This is a genomic window from Nocardiopsis sp. CC223A (assembly GCF_030766825.1).
In the GTDB taxonomy this organism is placed as follows: domain Bacteria; phylum Actinomycetota; class Actinomycetes; order Streptosporangiales; family Streptosporangiaceae; genus Nocardiopsis.
In genome coordinates, this window is record NZ_JASFDV010000056.1 from 1 (window position 1) to 16042 (window position 16042).

Genomic DNA, 16042 nt, shown 5'->3' on the forward strand with positions numbered 1-16042 from the left:
CGCCGAGGCGGCCGCCCGCCTGGCCGCCGCCGAGGGCACGAACGCCGCCGTGGTCCGCCCGGTCGTGGCGGTCGCGGAGCGTCCCGAGCGTATCCCGCTGTCCTACGCCCAGCGCCGCCTGTGGTTCCTGGACCGCCTGGAGGGCCCCGGCGCCACCTACAACATCCCGGTCGCGCTGCGCCTGGAGGGCGACCTCGACCCGGCCGCGCTGAAGGCCGCGCTGGACGACGTGGTGGAACGCCACGAGTCCCTGCGCACCGTCTTCGAGCAGGTCGACGGCGAACCCCACCAGCGGATCCTCTCCCCCCGGGAGTCCGGGGCGGTCCTGGAGACGGTCGAGGTGGACCCGGCCGGGTACCCGGCGGCCCTGGACCGGGTCGTCACCCGCACCTTCGACCTGGAGTCGGAGCCGCCGCTGCACACGACCCTGCTGAAGCTGGGGCCGGCCGAGCACGTCCTGGTGCTGGTGGTCCACCACATCGCGGGCGACGGCTGGTCCATGGCCCCGCTGCTGCGCGACCTGTCCGAGGCCTACACCGCCCGGCTGAACGGGGAGGTCCCCGGCTGGGCACCCCTGGCCGTCCAGTACGCCGACTACGCGCTCTGGCAGCGCGACCTCCTGGAGGACTCGGACGGCCCGGTCGCGGTCCAGGCCGACCACTGGCGCACCTCCCTGGCCGGGATCCCCGACGTCCTCGAACTCCCGGTGGACCGGGCCCGCCCGGCCCGGGCCTCCCACCGCGGCGGGGTCGCCCCGGTGGCGCTGCCCGCCGACCTGCACCGCGACCTGCTGGCCCTGGCCCGCGGACACCACGTCACCCTGTTCATGGTGGTCCAGGCGGCGCTCGCCGTCCTCCTGGACCGGATGGGCGCCGGGGACGACGTGCCCCTGGGCACCCCGGTGGCCGGCCGCGGCGACGAGGCGCTGGACGACCTGGTCGGGTTCTTCGTGAACACCCTCGTCCTGCGCACCGACACCTCCGGCGACCCGAGCTTCGCCGAGCTGCTGGCCCGGGTCCGGGAGGCCGACCTGGCCGCGTTCGCGCACCAGGACCTGCCCTTCGACCGCCTGGTGGAGGTGCTGAATCCGGTCCGGTCGACCGCGCACCAGCCCCTGTTCCAGGTCATGGTGGCCCTCCAGAACAACGCGCGCGCCGACCTGGCGCTGCCGGGGCTGACCGCCTCCGAGGTGCCGTTCTCGACCGGAACGGCCAAGTTCGACCTCACCTTCGTCCTGGCGGAGGAGTACGGACCCGACGGTGAACCCGCGGGTCTGGGCGGCGGCCTGGAGTACGCCACCGACCTCTTCGACGCCGGGACCGCGTCCGCCCTGGTGGACCGGCTCGGCCGGATCCTGGCCGCAGCCGCGGCCGACCCCGGCGCACGGGTGCGGGACATCCCGCTGCTGTCGGAGGACGAACGGGAGGACATCCGCACCTACAACGACACCGCCTCACCGCACCGGCCCGGGGCACTGGTCCACGAACTGTTCGAGGCGCGCGCCCGGGCGACCCCCGCCGCGATCGCCCTGGTCAGCGGGGACGAACGGCTCACCTACGCCGAACTGGACGCCCGGGCCGACCGGCTGGCCCGCCACCTGGTCGCCGCCGGGGCCCTACCGGAGTCCGCCGTGGCGGTCCTGGTGGACCGCTCCGTGCACCAGCTGGTCGCCACCCTCGCCGTGGTCAAGTGCGGCGCCGCCTACGTGCCCTTGGCCGGGTCGTTCCCGCCCGCCCGGGTGCGGACCATCATGGCCGAGACCGGGGCCGCCGTCCTGGTCACCGACACCGGTTGGAGCACCGGCGAGGTGGCCGCCGCGGAGGCGGCGCACGGCACCGCGGTCGTGGTCGCCGACGCCCTGCCCGCCGACCCGCCCGCCCAGGTCCGCCCCCGCGGCGGGGAGGTCGGCGACCTGGCCCTGCTGTACGTCATGTTCACGTCGGGATCGACCGGCCGCCCCAAGGGCGTGGCCGTGGACCACCGCAACGTGGTCCACCTCGCCGCCGACCACTGCTGGGACGGCGACCGCCACGACCGGGTCATGGTCCACTCCGCCTACGGGTTCGACGCCTCCACCTACGAGATATGGGTGCCGCTGCTGCGCGGCCGCACCCTGGTCCTGGCCCCGACCACGAACGGCGACGCCCGGGTGCTCGCCGACACCATCCGCGACCACGGCGTGACGGCGGCCTACTTCACCACCGGCCTGTTCAACGTCATGGCGGACGAGTGCGTCGAGGCCCTGGCCCTGCTCAAGGAGGTGTGGACCAGCGGCGACGTCGCCTCCCCGGCCGCGGTGGACCGGGTGCTGCGCCACTGCCCCGACACCGCGGTCGTCCACGGCTACGGGCCGACCGAGACGACCGTCTGGTCCAGCTACCAGACCTTCCCCGTGGTCCCGGGGGACCGGGGAGGCGCCCGCACCCTGGGCGACCTGACCCTGGGCGACCCCATGGACGACACCACCATGTACGTCCTGGACGACCGGCTGCGGCCGGTGCCCCCGGGCGCCACCGGCGAGCTGTACGTGGGCGGATCCCACGTCGCCCGCGGATATGTGGGCCGCGCGGACCTGACCTCCGAGCGGTTCGTCGCCGACCCCTACGGAGCCGAGGGGAGCCGGATGTACCGCACCGGCGACCTGGTGAGGTGGACCCCCCACAAGGAGGTCCGCTTCCTCGGCAGGGTCGACGGACAACTGAAGATCCGGGGCTTTCGCATCGAGCCCGCCGAGGTCGAGGCGGCCCTGGCCGGCCGGCCGGGCATCGGCCGGTCCGCGGTGGTCGTCCGCGAGGACCGACCCGGCGACAAGCGCCTGGTCGCCTACGTCGTCCCCGAACCCGGGCACACGCCCGACCCGGCCGCCCTGCGCGAGTCCCTGGCGGAGTCCCTGCCCGACTACATGATCCCCTCCCTGTTCGTCACCATGGACGGCCTGCCCCTGACCGGCAACGGCAAGCTCGACCGCCGGGCCCTGCCGGTCCCCGACTACGGGGCACTGGCCCGGGGCCGGGACGCGGCCACCCCGCGCGAGGAACTCGTGTGCAGGGTGTTCGCCGAGGTCCTGGGGCTGGAACGGGTCGGGGTCGACGACTCCTTCTTCGACCTGGGCGGCCACTCGCTGCTCGCCACCCGCCTGATCGGGCGGATCAACGACGCCACCGGGATGGAGTTGCAGGTCAAGGACCTGTTCCGGGTGCCGACCGTGGCGGGTCTGCTCGGCGGCCAGAGCCGGGTCGGGGCCTGGGACGCGCTGCTGCCGATCCAGCCGGACGGGGACGCGCCGCCCCTGTTCTGCGTCCACCCGGCCAGCGGCATGGCCTGGTCCTTCTCCGGACTGCCCCGCCTGCTCGGACCCGACCAGCCCGTCTACGGGCTCCAGAGCCCCGTCCTGACCGGTGCCGCACCCGCCGCCGACGTCGAGGCGCTGGCCGCCGACTACCTGGAGCGGATCAGGTCCGTGCGGCCCCGCGGGCCCTACCGGCTGCTGGGCTACTCCTTCGGCGGCATGGTCGCGCACGCCGTCGCGAGCCTGCTCCGGGAGAACGGCGAGGAGGTCGAGTTCCTGGCACTGGTCGACTCCTACCCCGCCCAGGCGCTCGGACCGGTCACCGCGCCCGACCACGACCAGTTCATGGCGATGCTGCTCGGCCGGGTGCCCGACCCCGATACGCCGGGGACCGGCCGGCCCTTCGACCCCGCCGCGGCCGTCCGCGAGCTGCGCGCCGCCGACCCGGTCATGGCCGGGTTCGCCGAGGAGGAGGTCGCCGCCCTGGTGTCCGCGGCCGTCGGCCACGTGGACATCGCACAACGCTTCGTCCCGCGCCGCCACGAAGGTGACGTCACCTTCTTCCAGGCGACGCTCGGACGTCCCGAGGGAGCGCCCGAACCGGGTGCGTGGAGCACGCACGTGGGAGGTGACATCGACGTCCACCGGATCGAGGCGACCCACGCCCAGATGACCGAGCCCGGGCCGATCGCGCTGATCGGCCGGGTCCTGGCAGAGAAGTTCGACACGACAAGAGACGCCGCACGCGGCGCGATGAGGAGCGAACGATGACCAACCCCTTCGAAGACGACAGCGCCCGTTTCCAGGTCCTGGTCAACGCCGAGGGACAGCACTCCCTGTGGCCCGTCTTCGCCCCCGTTCCGGCGGGCTGGACGGTGGCCAAGGAGGAGGACTCCCGGCAGGCCTGCCTGGAGTACGTCGAGCGGAACTGGACCGACATCCGCCCGCTGAGCCTGGGGCGTGTCTGACGGATCATTCCGCGTCGCGGCCGCGAGACCGCCTCCCGCTGCGCCGCCTGCGCTCGGTCGGCCGACCCCGGGCTGACCCTCGCTGGTCGTCTTGCGAGAGATCGCCTCGCGGCCGCTCCCAGCACTCGGCGCAAGCGCCGAGCCACACGAAAGCGTCCGCCGAACACGCCCCGGCGCTGACACCGGTCATGTCCCGTCGAGTGGTGCGAAAACGCCGACTGTTCGAACAGGAGCAGATCACTGACCAGCACGTTGTTGCCCTTGGGATTTTAGGGTCGAACGAAATTACACCACTCGGTGGGACACCACCCTGACACCCGGACGCTGAGCACCGACCGCCCCGGGCCGGCCACCAGCCGGTCCGGGGCAGGACCCGACACGACCGGGTCCGACGCACGACGCACCCGCCACGAGCGGCGGCGCCCCACGGGAGCCCCGGCACAGGAGAGAACCTCCGCGCCGGGGCTCCCGCGCGTGCGCCCGCCGGAAACCGCCGGGGAACCGCCGGTCCGCTGCCGCCCGGCCGCCGCCGGGAGTGCCGCGGGGACAGCCGGTGGAACGCCGGTGCCGACCGCCGGGGGGGCGGCGCCCGCGGTCCCTAGGCTCGTTTCCGTTCACATCCGCGAGGACCCGCCCACCGGGCCTCTGGAAGAGACGGGCAGTGAGATGCAGATGGCGGAAGCCGGCGGCACCCCCCAGGGCGCACCGCTCCTCACGGACACCGGAGGTGCGGCCGCCCTCGGGTTCGGATCGTCCCGTGTCCACCACGGGGAGATCCTCCAGGGCGTGTTCGAGCACGAGGGGCGCCTGGTGCGCGGCCTCACGACCATGCCCTGCGACCTCTACCACGCCTACGCCGTCTTCGAGCCCTCGGCGATCCCGGTGCTCACCGTCGAACCGGCGGGCAAGGCCAAGGCGTTCCGGGCCGCCTCCGCCACCCTGTCCGCGCTGGGCAGGTCCCATATCGGGGGGCGGCTGTACCTCGTCTCCCAGGTGCCGCTGTCCCGCGGCTTCGGCTCCTCGACCAGCGACGTCATCGCCTCGATCCTGGCCGTCCACGACGCCTGCGGACAGCGGCTCGACAGCGGACGGACCGCGCGCATCGCGGTCCGGGCCGAGCAGGCCTCCGACTCCCTGATGTACGACGGCGACGCGGTGCTCTTCGCCCAGCGCGAGGGGCAGGTCATCGAGACGCTCCCCGGGTCGCTGCCGCCCCTGCGGGTGCTCGGCTTCGGCACCAGCCGGGACGGCGCGGGCGTGGAGACCCTGGCCATGGGGGCGGCGGTCTACGGGCCCGGGGAGGTCGCCGAGTTCGCCGAACTGCGGCTGATGCTCCGCGAGGGCGTCGCCGCCGCGGACCCCGGCCTGGTCGGACGCGTCGCCTCGGCCAGCGCACGGATCAACCAGCGCCACCTGCCGGTCCCCGGCTTCGACGCCCTGGATGCACTGGTGCCCCGCTGCGGTGCGGCCGGACTCCAGGTGGCGCACAGCGGCGACATCGCCGGCCTGGTCTTCGACGGCCGCGACCCCGAGACCGAACGGCGCCTGGACCTGGCCCAGCGGGCCCTCTCCGACCTGGGCATCACGGACTTCTGGCGGTTCTCCGCCGGAGAGCACGAGTGAGGACGACACCCCATGAGCAATCCCCCTGTTCCCCCCGCCTCCCGCCCCTTCTCCGCTTCGCCCGCCGCCTTCGACGACATGACGGAGGCCATGGCGCTGCCCCGCCTGGTGCGGATCGGCGACAACCTCTACGCCGCCGTGTTCAACCTGATGAAGCTGCTGCCCGCCAAGCACATCATCGAGCGGGCCCGCCAGGAGGGCGTCCTCGCCCCGGGCGCGCCCGTCCTGGAGACCTCCTCCGGAACGTTCGCGCTCGGCCTGGCCCTGGTCTGCCGGCGGCTGGGCCACCCGCTGACCATCGTCGGGGACCCCGCCATCGACACCGACCTGCGCACCCGCCTGGAGATGCTGGGCACCCGGGTGGAGATCGTCGACGACTTCGACGCGCCCGGCGGCATCCAGGGCGCCCGCCTGGCCCGGCTGGAGCAGTTGCACCGGGAGCGGCCCGAGGCGTTCGTGCCCGGCCAGTACGACAACCCGGGCAACCCCGCCGCCTACCTCCCCGTGGCCGAACTCCTGGCCGGGGCGCTGGGCCGGGTCGACCGCGTCGTCGGCCCGGTCGGCTCGGGCGGCTCCACCGGCGGGATCGCCAGCGCTCTGCGGCTCTTCGGCCACCGGGTGGAACTGGTCGCGGTGGACACGCCCGGCAGCGTCATCTTCGGCCTGGAGAACGGCCCCCGCCCCCTGCGCGGCCTGGGCAGCAGCATCCTGCCCGGCAACGTGGCCCACGAGGCCTACGACACCGTCCACTGGGTGAGCGCCGCCGCGGCCTTCGACACCACCCGCCGCCTGTTCTCCGAACACGGCGTCTTCGCCGGACCCACCAGCGGCGCGGCCCACCTCGCCGCGCGCTGGCACGCCGAGCGCGACCCGCACGGCACCACCGTGGTGGTCTTCCCCGACGACGGGTTCCGCTACCGCGACACCGTCTACTCGCGCCCCTGGCTGGAGGAACAGGGGATGTGGGCGCCCGAGGTGCCCGCCGACCCCCGGCCCGTGGAACCCCCGCACGGACTGCACCCGCACTGGTCGGTCGCCTCCTGGGGCCGCCGCCCCAGCCCGGCCGCCGCCGCGCTCAGCGCCTGAGAGACCCCCGGGAAACCCCCGCAGACACAGAGAGAAGGAGGGCTGGGAGATGCGAACCGTCGCCCCCGCCACCGCGGACCTGATGGACGCCGACCCCACCGCGGTCAGCGTGCACGCACCCCTGCGCCACTACGGAGGACGGACCGGCCTGCACGGCACGGTGCGCACGATCCGCTGCCACGAGGACAACGGCCTGGTCCGCGCCGTGGCCGCCGAGCCCGGCCACGGCCGGGTCCTGGTCGTCGACGGCGGCGGCTCCACGCGGGCGGCGCTGGTCGGCGGCGAGGTCGCCCGCACCGCGGCCGCCAACGGCTGGTCCGGCATCGTGGTCCACGGAGCCGTCCGCGACGTCGCCGAACTGCGGCTCGTGGACCTGTGCGTCCTGGCCGTCGCCACCAGTCCCCGCCGACCCGGGCGCGTCGGCCTGGGCGAGGCCGACGTCCCCGTCGCGTTCGGCGGCGCCGTGATCGCCCCGGGCGCGGAGATCGCCGCGGACGAGGACGGGATCGTCCTCCTCGGAACGGGCGGGGACCGGTGAGCGCCGGGGAGAAGGCCGGCGGCCACTTCCCGCGCTTCCTCGCCGGGAGCCTGTCCGGCAACCTCGCCGACGGCATCATGTTCACCGCGCTGCCGCTGGTCGCGGCGGCGCTCACCAACGACCCCCTGCTGGTGTCGGGGCTGATCGTGGCCCGGTTCCTGCCCTGGCTGCTCTTCGGCCTGGTCGTCGGGGTGCTGGTGGACCGGCTCGACCGCGGCGTCCTCATGGTGTCCGCCAACCTGGTCCGGGCCGCCGCCCTGGTGGCACTGGCGGCCCTGGTCGCCACCGGCCACGCCTCGATCCCGGTCCTGTACGCCGTGATGTTCACGGTGATGACGTGCGAGGTGTTCTACGACCTGGCGGGCCGGGCGATGCTGCCCCGCCTGGTCCCCGTCGAGGGGCTGGACCGCGCCAACGGGCGGATCGTGGGCGGCAAGACCGTCCTGGAGGACTTCGCCGGGGCACCGCTGGCCGGTCTGCTCTTCGCGGTCGCGGCCTTCCTGCCGCTGGCCGTGAACGCCGGGGCCTACCTGCTGGGCGCGCTCGTGCTGCTGGGCCTGCCCCTGGCCGTGCGGCGCACCGCACCGGAGGCGGCGGAGGACGCCCCGGCGCGCCCCTCCGTCCGGGCCGAGCTGCGCGCCGGGCTGTCCCTGGTGTTCGGGGACAGGGCCATGCGCTCCCCGATCGTCCTCAACGTCCTGGCCAACATGGCCTTCATGGCACAGGCCGGCGTCCTGGTCCTCATCGTGCAGGAGCACTTCGGGGTGCCCGAGGCGCTGTACGGCGTGTTCCTCGCCTCCTCCGCGGTCGGCGCGCTCGCGGGCGCACTCCTCACGGCCCGGATCGCCGCCGCCCTGGGCCGGTTCCGGACGTCGGTGCTGGCGTTCGCGGTGATGGGGCTGGCCTGCGCGGCCTTCGGCCTGGCCCCCGGCGCCTACCTCGCCGCGCTGGCCTGGGGTGTCCTGGGGGCGGCCATGTCCGTCTCCAACATCGTGATGCTGGGGTGCGTCCAGACGGTCGTCCCGGGCACCCACCTGGGCCGGGTGATGTCCTGCGTCCAGGTGCTCGGGTTCGGCCTGGCCCCGGTCGGCGCCCTGCTCGGCGGCCTGCTGGGCCGGGTCGAGCTGTTCTACGTTCCGGTGGCGGCGGGCGGCCTGATCCTGCTCGCCCTGCTCTGCACGGCCCCCGGCCTGCGGCGCCTGGTGGCCCGCGCCGACGAGGCCGCGGCCGCGGCGGCGGCGGAATCCGCCCCGTCCGCCGGATGACACCGGACACGCGCAGGGGCGCGGGGGCGATCCCCCCGCGCCCCTGCGCGTCGTGCGGCGTCACCCGTCGACGGCCAGCCTGCTCCACGTGAGCAGCAGCCCGTACGCGCCCAGCGTGAAGACGTCGACGAACCCGCGGCGCCCGGCCGGGGCCCCCTCGGCCCGCCCGGTCACCACGACCGTCGAGTCCCGGGCGATGATGCGGTCCGCCCGGTGCGGCCCCTGTCCGGCCAGGCAGGCGAAGACCAGGGCGGCGGCCCCGTCCGGCCCGTGCGCGGGCCCGTGCGCGGGATGGGTGAAGACGGCCCCCTCGTCCACCAGGGACGCGTACCCGTCGGCGTCCCCCGTGTTCAGGTAGTGGTAGGCGAGGCGGACGTGGTCCACCCCGGCGTCCGTGCTCGGGAGCGGAGCACCCGTGGCCATCGCTCCCTCCGTGTCCCGGGGCATGGTCGCCCTCCTCGGCTGCGCTGGTATCCGGTCTCTGGCCCCCACTCTGGGACCGGCCGTCATCGCGCCCCTATCACCCGCCTAACCCGCCCGCCGAAAAAATCCTCGGCGGGATGTCGATCCGGTCCGGGCCCGTTCGACGAACAGGTGAGAGCGGGGGAGGGACCCCCACACCGCACGGAAGGCGAACACCATGCGCTACATGATGTCGATCATGTCCGACCCGCAGGCCGAGGCGAACACCGAGATGACCCCGGAGGTCTTCGAGGCGATGGCCGCCTACAACGAGGAGCTGGTCAAGGCCGGCGTGCTGCTCGCCGGGGACGGCCTGGCGCCCTCCGCCGAGGCCACCCGGGTCACCTTCTCCGACGGGAAGGCGCGGGTGACCGACGGCCCCTTCGCCGAGGCCAAGGAGTTCATCGCCGGGTACTGGATCCTCCAGGTGTCCTCGCCCGAGGAGGCCGTGGAGTGGGCCAAGCGCTGCCCCCACCCCCCGGCGGGCGACTCCACCGAGATGAGCCTGGTCCTGCGCCGGATCATGGACACCGACGACTTCAGCGACGAGCTGATGCCCGGGGAGCTCAAGGAGCGCGAGCGCGAACTGCGTCGGCAGAACGCCCACGAGGCCCACGAGGGCTGACCGCGACGATGTGCGGCGGCTTCTCCGGCGGGTCCGACTCACGGGCCGACCGGCTGTCTTCCACGGGAGCTGTCGGCCCGCCCGGAGAAGCCGCCGCACGCGACCGGACGGGCGCCCGTGACTCCCGGCACCGGGTTGCGGTGAGGCGGCTCACGGTGCTCTGATGGGCCCGTGAGCCACACCGATGCCCGGCGCGCGGTGGAGGCGGTCTGGCGTATCGAGTCGGCCCGCCTCGTCGCAGCGCTCACCCGCATGGTCGGCGACGTCGGCCTCGCCGAGGAGTTCGCCCAGGACGCGCTGGTCAGCGCTTTGGAGAAGTGGCCGCAGGAGGGTGTGCCGGACCGGCCCGGCGCCTGGCTGACCACCGTCGCCAAGCGCCGCGTCGTCGACCGCTGGCGGCGCGACGAGCGCTTCCAGGACCGCATGGTCGAACTGGGGCGCCAGGTCGTCGAGAACGACGGGCAGGGCGGGTTCGACGCCGTCCTGGAGGAGGACTACGGCGACGACCTGCTCCGGCTGATGTTCGTGTGCTGCCACCCGGTGCTGTCCACGCAGGCGCGGGTCGCCCTGACCCTGCGGATGCTGGGCGGCCTGACCACCGAGGAGATCGCCCGCGCCTTCCTGGTGCCCGAACCGACCGTCGCCCAGCGCATCGTCCGGGCCAAGCGCACCCTGGCCGAGAAGAAGGTGCCCTTCGAGGTGCCCGTCGGCGGGGACCGCGACGCCCGGGTGGCCTCCGTGCTGGAGGTCGTCTACCTCGTGTTCAACGAGGGGTACGCGGCGACCTCGGGCGACAGCCTGCTGCGCCCCGAGCTGTGCGAGGAGGCCATGCGGCTGGGCCGGGTGCTCGCCGGACTGCTCCCGCAGGAGCGCGAGGTGCACGGCCTGCTCGCGCTGATGGAGCTGCACGCCTCCCGGTTCCGTGCCCGGGTCGCCCCGGACGGGTCCCCGGTGCCGCTCGCCGAGCAGGACCGCTCCCGCTGGGACCGGATGCTCATCACCCGCGGCATGGCGTCGCTGCTGCGCTCGCTGCCGCCCGACCCCGCGCAGCCGCGCGGCCCCTACGCCCTCCAGGCGGCGATCGCCGCCGAGCACGCCCGGGTCCCGGACCCGGAGGACACCGACTGGACCGTCATCTCCGCCCTCTACCTGGCGCTGGCCCGGCAGACCGGGTCGCCGGTGGTAGAGCTCAACCGGGCGGTGGCGGTGTCGATGGCCCACGGCCCGGCGGCCGCCCTGGAGATCGTCGACTCCCTCAACGGACACCTGGACGGCTACCACCTGCTCCCGTCCGTCCGCGGCGACCTGCTCGAACGCCTGGGCCGCGCGAAGGAGGCCGAGGGGGAGTACCGCCGCGCCGCCGCACTCACCCGCAACGAACGCGAACGCTCCCTGCTCCTGGACCGCGCCGCCCGCCTCGCCTCCGTCTCCCGCGTCACCGGGCTTCCCACCGTCTCGCTCGGGGGCGTCATCACCACGGAGGACGTACGGGAATTGGAGGACGAGGACTGACAGCGGGCGGCCCCGGAGGGGGTCAGAGCGTGCCCGCGGGGACGATCCATGAGACGGGTTGCCCGGTGACGTCGGCGATCAGGTCGTAGTCCTTGTCGTAGTGGACCACGGTCGCTCCGTGGACCTCGGCCGTGGCCGCGATGATCAGGTCGGGCAGGGCTCGCCGATGGTGCCCCTTGCGGGCCAGCTCGTGCTGGACCTCCAGAGCGCGCCGCATCGCCTCGTTGCCGGTCTCCAACCATGGCAGGAGGCCGTACTGCTCCTTGAGGCGCTCGTAGTCCCTCGTGTTGCGGGCGGAGTAGAGCAACTCCAGGGCGATCATCTCGCACATGGCGATCGACCCGCCGGACGAGACGAGGCCGTGCAGGCGATCCCGGGCCTCGGGGCTGCGCCGCACCATCTCGTAGGCGGACTTGTCGACCAGGTACAGGGTCAGCGCCATGCTTCCCCCATCGTCTGTTCGTCCAGGTCCAGGTCCAGGTCACCGATGAGGTCGATGAACCGGTGCGACCTGCGGCGGGCGGCGATCTCCCGGAGCGCGCGGTTGACGGTCTCGACCTTGGTGGTGGTGCCGAGTTCCTCGGCGGCTGCGGCCAGCGCATCCTCGTCGAGGTCGATGACGGTTCTGGACATAGCGACCACCCCTTGTTTGATATCCCCTTGGTCTCTCTCATGATATCTCTTCCGGAGGATTTTTGATGTGGGTTCTGCCGGTGGCAGTAAACGGTGGCGCGTATCGCCCTGAACCAGACAGACTGCCCGCCATGAGACTTCTGGTACTGGGTGGCACGGAGTTCGTCGGGCGCGCCGTCGTCGAGGACGCTTTGGAGCGGGGGTGGGACGTCACCGTCCTGCACCGCGGGACCCGGCAGGCCCCGCCGGGCGCGGCCGTGCTGCACGGCGACCGGCTGGCCCCCGACGGCCTGGCCGAGCTGGAGAAGGGCGAGTGGGACGCCGTCGTCGACACCTGGTCGGCGGCGCCGCGGGTGGTGGCGGAGTCCGCCCGCCTGCTGGCGGACCGGGTGGGCCGCTACTCCTACATCTCCAGCTGCTCCGTCTACACCTTCCCCTCGGCGCCGGGCTCCGACGAGTCCTGGCCGACGGTGGACGGCGACCCCGGGTCCGGCGGCACCGACTACCCGGCCGACAAGCGCGGCGGCGAACTGGCCGGCGAGGCGGTCTTCGGCGACCGCTTCCTGTCCGTGCGGGCCGGGCTCATCCTGGGCCCCTACGAGAACATCGGCCGCCTGCCCTGGTGGCTGAACCGGATCGCCCGGGGCGGCCCCTTCCCGGCCCCCGGCCCGGCCGAACTGCCCATCCAGTACGTGGACGCCCGCGACCTGGCCGCCTGGACCCTGGACGCCACCGCGGCCGGGCACTCCGGCCCGTTCAACCTGGTGAGCCCGCCCGGACACGCCACCATGGGCGGGCTGATCGACGCCTGCACCGCCGCCACCGGCTCCGACGCCGAGCCCGTGTGGCTCACCCCCGAGCAGGTGGCCGCGGCCGGGGTCGAGGCCTGGTCGCAGCTGCCGGTGTGGATCCCGCCGGGCGAGCTGCACGCGTCCCTGCACGACAACGACGTCTCCCGCGCGGTGGCCGCCGGGCTGCGCTGCCGCCCGGTCGCCGAGACCGTCGCCGACACCTGGGAGTGGCTGGTGTCCATCGGCGGCACCGCCCCGCAGCGCCCGGACCGACCGGCCGTGGGCCTGCCCGCGGGCGCCGAGGAGCGGCTGCTGGCCGGACGCGCCTGACGGCCCCGGCCGCCGTGGACGGTGTCCGGCCCCGCGAGAACGGAGCGTGCCCACGGAGCCCGCCGTCGTCTTCTCCGGCCGGAAGGGTTCCTCCGGACGCTCCGACGGCGGGTCGGCCGCCGCCCCGGGCGACCCCGGCGACGGTGGCGGGAGCGACGGCGGTGGCGACGCGGGCCGAAACCCCGGACATGCGGGAGGGGCCGCCCGGACCGGGCGGCCCCTGCCGTGCATCGCGGTGTTACTCGGCCGGGACGCCGAGCGGGCGGGGCGACACGACCAGGCTGTCGGCGGCGTCGTTGACGTCCACCCCCACCGTGTCCCCCTCGGCCAGCGCGCCCGACAGCAGCTCGCGGGCGAGCGGGTCGCCGATCGAGGACTGCACCAGGCGGCGCAGCGGCCGGGCCCCGTAGTTGGGGTCGTAGCCGGTCATCGCCAGCCACTCCCGCGCCCCCGGCGTCACGTCCAGGTTCAGGCGCCGGTCCGCCAGGCGGCGGGCCAGCTTCTCCACCTGGAGGTCCACGATCCGCGTCAGGTCCTCGATGGACAGCGCCTCGAACATGATCACGTCGTCGAGCCGGTTGAGGAACTCTGGCTTGAACGTCGCCCGCACCACGTCCATGACCCGCTGCTCGCGCGTCGCCTCGTCCAGGGTCTGGTCCACCAGGAACTGCGAGCCCAGGTTGGAGGTGAGGATGAGGATGGTGTTGCGGAAGTCCACCACCCGCCCCTGCCCGTCGGTCAGCCGGCCGTCGTCCAGGACCTGGAGCAGGGTGTCGAACACCTCGATGTGGGCCTTCTCCACCTCGTCCAGCAGCACCACCGTGTACGGCCGGCGGCGCACCGCCTCGGTGAGCTGGCCGCCCTCCTCGTAGCCGACGTACCCGGGAGGCGCGCCGACCAGGCGGGACACCGAGTGCTTCTCGGAGTACTCGCTCATGTCGATGCGGACGATCGCCCGCTCGTCGTCGAACAGGAACTCCGCCAGCGCCTTGGCCAGCTCGGTCTTGCCGACACCGGTCGGGCCCAGGAACAGGAACGAACCCGTCGGCCGGTCGGGGTCGGAGATGCCCGCCCGCGCCCGGCGCACCGCGTCCGCCACGGCCACGACCGCGGACTGCTGGCCGATCAGCCGTCGGCCCAGCTCGTCCTCCATGCGCAGCAGCTTGGAGGTCTCGCCCTCCATCATCCGCCCCACGGGGATGCCGGTCCAGGACGACACCACCTCGGCCACCTCGTCGGCACCGACCTCGTCCTTGACCATGGTGTCGGACTCGGCCTCGGTGGACTCCTCCGCCTGGGAGGCCTCCTCCAACTGCTTCTCCAGCTGCGGGATCTCCCCGTACATCAGCCGGGACGCCGTGGTGAAGTCGCCCTCGCGCTCGGCCAGCTCGGCCCGGGTGCGCAGCTCGTCCAGCTGGCCCTTGAGCTCACCGACCCGGTTCAGGCCCGCCTTCTCCTGCTCCCACCGGGCGACCAGCCCGTTGAGGCGCTCCTGCTTGTCGGCCAGGTCCGCGCGCAGCCGCTCCAGCCGCTGCCGGGACGCCGGGTCGGACTCCTTGTCGAGCGCCATCTCCTCCATCTTGAGGCGGTCGACGGTGCGGCGCAGCTCGTCGATCTCCACCGGGCTGGAGTCGATCTCCATGCGCAGCCGGGAGGCCGCCTCGTCGATGAGGTCGATGGCCTTGTCCGGCAGGAAGCGCGCGGTGATGTAGCGGTCGGACAGGGTCGCGGCGGCCACCAGCGCCGAGTCGGAGATCTGCACCTTGTGGTGCGCCTCGTACCGGCCCTTGAGCCCGCGCAGGATCGCGATGGTGTCGGTGGCCGTCGGCTCGCCCACGAACACCTGCTGGAACCGGCGCTCCAGGGCGGGGTCCTTCTCGATCCGCTCCCGGTACTCGTCCAGTGTGGTCGCGCCGACCATGCGCAGCTCGCCGCGGGCCAGCATCGGCTTCAGCATGTTCCCGGCGTCCATGGACCCGTCGCCGGAGGCCCCGGCGCCGACCATGGTGTGCAGCTCGTCGATGAACGTGATGACCTGGCCGTCGGAGTCCTTGATCTCCTGGAGCACCGCCTTGAGGCGCTCCTCGAACTCGCCCCGGTACTTGGCGCCCGCCACCATCGCCGACAGGTCCAGGCTGATCAGCCGCTTGCCGAGCAGGGACTGGGGCACGTCGCCCGCGACGATGCGCTGGGCCAGGCCCTCCACCACGGCGGTCTTGCCGACACCGGGTTCGCCGATGAGCACCGGGTTGTTCTTGGTGCGGCGGCTGAGCACCTGGATGACCCGCCGGATCTCCCCGTCGCGGCCGATCACCGGGTCCACCTTGCCCTCGCGGGCCCGCTCGGTCAGGTCGACGCCGTACTTCTCCAGTGCCTGGTAGGTCTCCTCGGGGTTCTCCGTGGTGACCCGGCGCTTGCCGCGCACCTGCTCGAACGCGTCGAGCAGCGCCTCCGGTGTGGCCCCGGCGTCCTTGAGCAGCCGGGCCGCCTCGCCGCCGTCGGCGGCCAGGCCCACCAGCAGGTGCTCGGTGGAGACGTACTCGTCCTCCATCTGCTGCGCGCGCTGGGCGGCGGTGTTGATGGAGACGATGAGCTGGCGGGAGGAGCTGGGCGAGGCGGTCGTGGACCCGGACACCTTGGGCAGCGCGCCGATGGCCGCGTCGACCTTGTCCTTGAGCCGGTCGGGGTCGGCCCCGACCTCCTTGAGGAGCGGCCGGGTGACGCCCTCGGCCTGGTCCAGCAGCGCGGACAGCAGGTGCACCGGTTCGGTCTGCGGGTTGCCGTCGGTGGTGGCCAGCCGGATGGCCACCGACAGAGCCTCTTGGCTCTTCTGGGTGAGCTTGTAGTTCATGCGCGCGGTGACTCCTTTCGCAAGTCGTGTCACGCGGAGTGATGTATCGCGGCCGACCGGGCCCCGTTC

13 protein-coding genes are annotated in these 16042 nt (G+C 73.6%); 9 read left to right on the plus strand and 4 right to left on the minus strand.

Features of this window, described 5'->3' with window-relative positions; translation table 11 throughout:
• The 6 genes from QJS33_RS20695 to QJS33_RS20720 form a co-directional block, all read left to right on the plus strand.
• Window positions 1–4060: amino acid adenylation domain-containing protein (locus QJS33_RS20695; RefSeq protein WP_306369690.1), on the plus strand; the 4060-nt coding region annotated here is incomplete at its 5' end.
• The gene (locus QJS33_RS20700; RefSeq protein WP_306369691.1) at window positions 4057–4257 is read left to right on the plus strand and encodes an MbtH family protein; all 201 of its coding nucleotides are present in this window, start codon (window positions 4057–4059) and stop codon (window positions 4255–4257) included. The genes QJS33_RS20695 and QJS33_RS20700, both read left to right, overlap by 4 nt.
• A 666-nt stretch (window positions 4258–4923) precedes the next feature.
• A complete protein-coding gene (locus QJS33_RS20705) occupies window positions 4924–5880 on the plus strand; it encodes a GHMP kinase (protein ID WP_306369692.1) in 957 nt (318 codons plus the stop codon).
• Between the two features lie 12 nt (window positions 5881–5892).
• Window positions 5893–6966, plus strand: a complete 1074-nt coding sequence (locus QJS33_RS20710; protein WP_306369693.1) for a PLP-dependent cysteine synthase family protein — start codon at window positions 5893–5895, stop codon at window positions 6964–6966.
• A 49-nt stretch (window positions 6967–7015) separates the two neighbouring features.
• Window positions 7016–7504 (plus strand): ribonuclease E activity regulator RraA, encoded by a 489-nt coding sequence (gene rraA, locus QJS33_RS20715; protein ID WP_306369694.1) that lies wholly within the window; start codon window positions 7016–7018, stop codon window positions 7502–7504.
• Entirely contained in the window at window positions 7501–8769 is a 1269-nt protein-coding gene (locus tag QJS33_RS20720; RefSeq protein ID WP_306369695.1) for an MFS transporter, read from the plus strand. The genes rraA and QJS33_RS20720 overlap by 4 nt, the downstream gene beginning before the upstream one ends.
• Before the next feature lie 60 nt (window positions 8770–8829).
• Here QJS33_RS20720 and QJS33_RS20725 read toward each other — a convergent pair whose 3' ends face one another.
• Complete coding sequence (locus QJS33_RS20725; protein ID WP_306369696.1) at window positions 8830–9216, minus strand: nuclear transport factor 2 family protein; 387 nt, start codon at window positions 9214–9216, stop codon at window positions 8830–8832.
• A 193-nt stretch (window positions 9217–9409) separates the two neighbouring features.
• Here QJS33_RS20725 and QJS33_RS20730 point away from each other — a divergent pair, with 193 nt between their 5' ends.
• Window positions 9410–9856, plus strand: a complete 447-nt coding sequence (locus QJS33_RS20730; RefSeq protein WP_306369697.1) for a YciI family protein — start codon at window positions 9410–9412, stop codon at window positions 9854–9856.
• 171 nt (window positions 9857–10027) lie between these two features.
• On the plus strand, window positions 10028–11368 hold the full coding sequence (locus tag QJS33_RS20735) for an RNA polymerase sigma factor (RefSeq protein WP_306369698.1): 1341 nt from the start codon (window positions 10028–10030) through the stop codon (window positions 11366–11368).
• A gap of 22 nt (window positions 11369–11390) precedes the next feature.
• Here QJS33_RS20735 and QJS33_RS20740 read toward each other — a convergent pair whose 3' ends face one another.
• Window positions 11391–11810: a PIN domain nuclease gene (locus QJS33_RS20740; RefSeq protein WP_306369699.1), complete on the minus strand. Its 420-nt coding sequence runs from the start codon at window positions 11808–11810 to the stop codon at window positions 11391–11393.
• Window positions 11801–12001: a type II toxin-antitoxin system VapB family antitoxin gene (locus QJS33_RS20745; RefSeq protein WP_306369700.1), complete on the minus strand. Its 201-nt coding sequence runs from the start codon at window positions 11999–12001 to the stop codon at window positions 11801–11803. Before QJS33_RS20745 ends, QJS33_RS20740 begins: the two co-directional genes overlap by 10 nt.
• 131 nt (window positions 12002–12132) lie before the next feature.
• Here QJS33_RS20745 and QJS33_RS20750 point away from each other — a divergent pair, with 131 nt between their 5' ends.
• Window positions 12133–13122, plus strand: a complete 990-nt coding sequence (locus QJS33_RS20750) for an NAD-dependent epimerase/dehydratase family protein (protein WP_306369701.1) — start codon at window positions 12133–12135, stop codon at window positions 13120–13122.
• 238 nt (window positions 13123–13360) lie between these two features.
• On the opposite strand, the gene clpB is transcribed toward QJS33_RS20750, so the two are convergent.
• The gene (gene clpB / locus QJS33_RS20755; RefSeq protein WP_306369702.1) at window positions 13361–15973 is read right to left on the minus strand and encodes an ATP-dependent chaperone ClpB; all 2613 of its coding nucleotides are present in this window, start codon (window positions 15971–15973) and stop codon (window positions 13361–13363) included.
• Between the last annotated feature and the right edge of the window lie 69 nt (window positions 15974–16042).

What these genes read in the sequence shown, in the direction of transcription:
- QJS33_RS20750 (WP_306369701.1), top strand. Translation starts at nt 12,133, where the DNA reads ATGAGACTTCTGGTACTGGGTGGCACGGAGTTCGTCGGGCGCGCCGTC.
- QJS33_RS20740 (WP_306369699.1), bottom strand. Translation starts at nt 11,810, where the DNA reads ATGGCGCTGACCCTGTACCTGGTCGACAAGTCCGCCTACGAGATGGTG.
- QJS33_RS20730 (WP_306369697.1), top strand. Translation starts at nt 9,410, where the DNA reads ATGCGCTACATGATGTCGATCATGTCCGACCCGCAGGCCGAGGCGAAC.
- QJS33_RS20700 (WP_306369691.1), top strand. Translation starts at nt 4,057, where the DNA reads ATGACCAACCCCTTCGAAGACGACAGCGCCCGTTTCCAGGTCCTGGTC.
- QJS33_RS20710 (WP_306369693.1), top strand. Translation starts at nt 5,893, where the DNA reads ATGAGCAATCCCCCTGTTCCCCCCGCCTCCCGCCCCTTCTCCGCTTCG.
- QJS33_RS20705 (WP_306369692.1), top strand. Translation starts at nt 4,924, where the DNA reads ATGCAGATGGCGGAAGCCGGCGGCACCCCCCAGGGCGCACCGCTCCTC.
- QJS33_RS20725 (WP_306369696.1), bottom strand. Translation starts at nt 9,216, where the DNA reads ATGCCCCGGGACACGGAGGGAGCGATGGCCACGGGTGCTCCGCTCCCG.
- rraA (WP_306369694.1), top strand. Translation starts at nt 7,016, where the DNA reads ATGCGAACCGTCGCCCCCGCCACCGCGGACCTGATGGACGCCGACCCC.
- QJS33_RS20745 (WP_306369700.1), bottom strand. Translation starts at nt 12,001, where the DNA reads ATGTCCAGAACCGTCATCGACCTCGACGAGGATGCGCTGGCCGCAGCC.
- clpB (WP_306369702.1), bottom strand. Translation starts at nt 15,973, where the DNA reads ATGAACTACAAGCTCACCCAGAAGAGCCAAGAGGCTCTGTCGGTGGCC.